This is a genomic window from Streptomyces aureus, assembly GCF_001418135.1.
GTDB classification, from domain to species: domain Bacteria; phylum Actinomycetota; class Actinomycetes; order Streptomycetales; family Streptomycetaceae; genus Streptomyces; species Streptomyces aureus_A.
In genome coordinates, this window is sequence record NZ_LIPQ01000198.1 from 1 (window position 1) to 1,920 (window position 1,920).

General features: G+C 70.5%; 3 protein-coding genes. 1 reads left to right on the forward strand and 2 read right to left on the reverse strand.

Annotated features, from left to right (window positions below):
* The coding region (locus tag AOK00_RS17805; RefSeq protein ID WP_159041787.1) for an MBL fold metallo-hydrolase at nt 1-206 on the reverse strand (206 nt) is incomplete at its 3' end.
* A 20-nt stretch (nt 207-226) separates the two neighbouring features.
* The gene (locus AOK00_RS17810; protein WP_055601294.1) at nt 227-1,183 is read right to left on the reverse strand and encodes an aldo/keto reductase; all 957 of its coding nucleotides are present in this window, start codon (nt 1,181-1,183) and stop codon (nt 227-229) included.
* Between the two features lie 199 nt (nt 1,184-1,382).
* Here AOK00_RS17810 and AOK00_RS17815 point away from each other — a divergent pair, with 199 nt between their 5' ends.
* Nucleotides 1,383-1,832 (forward strand): MarR family winged helix-turn-helix transcriptional regulator, encoded by a 450-nt coding sequence (locus AOK00_RS17815; protein ID WP_055601293.1) that lies wholly within the window; start codon nt 1,383-1,385, stop codon nt 1,830-1,832.
* Nucleotides 1,833-1,920: the final 88 nt, after the last annotated feature.

Consider the following 1,920-nt stretch of genomic DNA (forward strand, 5'->3'; position numbering starts at 1 on the left):
ACGGCGTCCCAGGTGTGGTCCATGTGGCCGTGGGTGATGAGGATGGCCTCGGGTTCGAGGCGATGGGCGCGGACGGCCCGCAGGACCGCGTCGCGGGAGTCGTGACCGGGATCGACGACGAGGCAGGGATTTCCCGGTCCGGCGGCGACGACGTGGACGTTCGTTCCGAACATGCCGGTGGTGGCGGACAGGACGAGCAGGCGCATGGCGTGGGACCCCCGTACGTTCAGCGCGCGCCGACCGGTTCCGGCAGGGCGTCGAGTGCGGCCAGGACCTCCGGCGGAAGCGTCAGCGAGCCGGCCTCCACGTTGTCCTCCAGATAGCGGCGGGTCTTGGTGCCCGGGATGACACCCACGTGCTCGCCCTGGGCCAGCACCCATGCGACGGCCACCTGGGCGACGCTCGCGCCGACGCCGTCGGCCAGGGCCCGTACCCGGTCGACGATCGCCTGGTTGGCGCTGATGGCCTCGGGCTGGAACCGCGGGATCCGGTGCCGTGCGTCCGCCGTCGGCAGGTCCTGCGGGCTGCCGATCAGGCCGGACAGGAACCCCCGGCCGAGCGGGGCGAACGCGATGAACGTGATGCCCTCGCGTCCGCAGTACTCCACCACGCCGTCCCTCAGGGCGTCCCGGCTCCCCAGCGAGAGCTCGCTCTGCACGGACGCCACCGGGTGGATCGCGTGTGCCCGGCCGATCTCCGCGACGGAGGCCTCGGAGAGCCCGATCGCGCCGAGCTTGCCCTCCTTCACCAGCTCCGCGAGCGCGCCCCAGCTCTCCTCGACCGGTACCCCGGGGTCGATGCGGTGCAGCTGGTAGAGGTCGATGTGGTCCACGTCGAGCCGGCGCAGGCTCGCGTCGACGGCGGCGCGCAGATGCGCGGGCCGGCCGTCGCGGTGGCTCTTGTAGGTGGCCGGGTCGTCGACGACGAGCCCGCCCTTGGTGGCGAGCAGTGCCTTCTCGCGACGGCCCTTGAGTGCCTTGCCGACCAGCAGTTCGTTGGTGAACGGGCCGTACTGGTCCGCCGTGTCGATCAGATCGACGCCGAGGTCGATGGCGTGCCGTACGACCGCGATGGACTCGCTCTCGTCCCGGCCCAGCTCGTCGTACCCCCACGACATGCCCATGCAGCCGATGCCGACGGACGCGAAGGTCCGCTGCGAGCCGCCCAGTTGCATTCTGCGCATGGTCGTGCGCACCGCCTCTCCCGTTGTGCCCCCGTGGAGCCCTGACCGCTCGTTTCGCGTGCCAGACGCCCCGTCATGTGCAGGCAGAACTCTGCCATATGACCTGGACGTCCACTAGAGACAGTGTTCTTTTGCATGACAGAGTTCTGTCATGCCTCGCCCCGCTCGGTCGTCCTCTGCCTTGTGGGAGACTGCTGATATGGCGAAGACGACGACGGAGACGGTCGCCGCGGGTCGACTCGGGCACACGATCAAGAGGGCCGAGCAGGCTCTGATCGGGCGCAAGACGGAGGCGCTGCGGGAGTTCGGTCTGACGGTGCCGCAGTACGCGGTCCTGATGCTGTTGTCGGTCTCGGAGGGCATGTCCGCGGCGCAGCTGGCACGCGAGTGCATGGTCACGCCGCAGACGATGGCTACGGTTCTGGCCAACCTGGAGAAGGCCGACCTGGTGGTCCGGGAGCCCTCTGAGCTGCACCAGAAGGTCGTGGTCAACCGGGCGACCCGGGCGGGCCGGGCCGTCGTGAAGAAGGCCGACAAGGCGGCGCTTCGCGTCGAGGGGGCGCTGGGCGCCGAGTTCACGCCCGAGGAAAGGGCGCGGTTCGAGGAGTACCTGGAGCGGGCGGTCGCCGTTCTGGGATCGCTCGAATAGGCGGTCGGTTCGGCGGCGGCGGCGGGCGGCAGCGGTCGGAGGGCTGGGGGCTGCGGTCGGCGGATGCGAGTGGCGAGTGGTGGCGGGC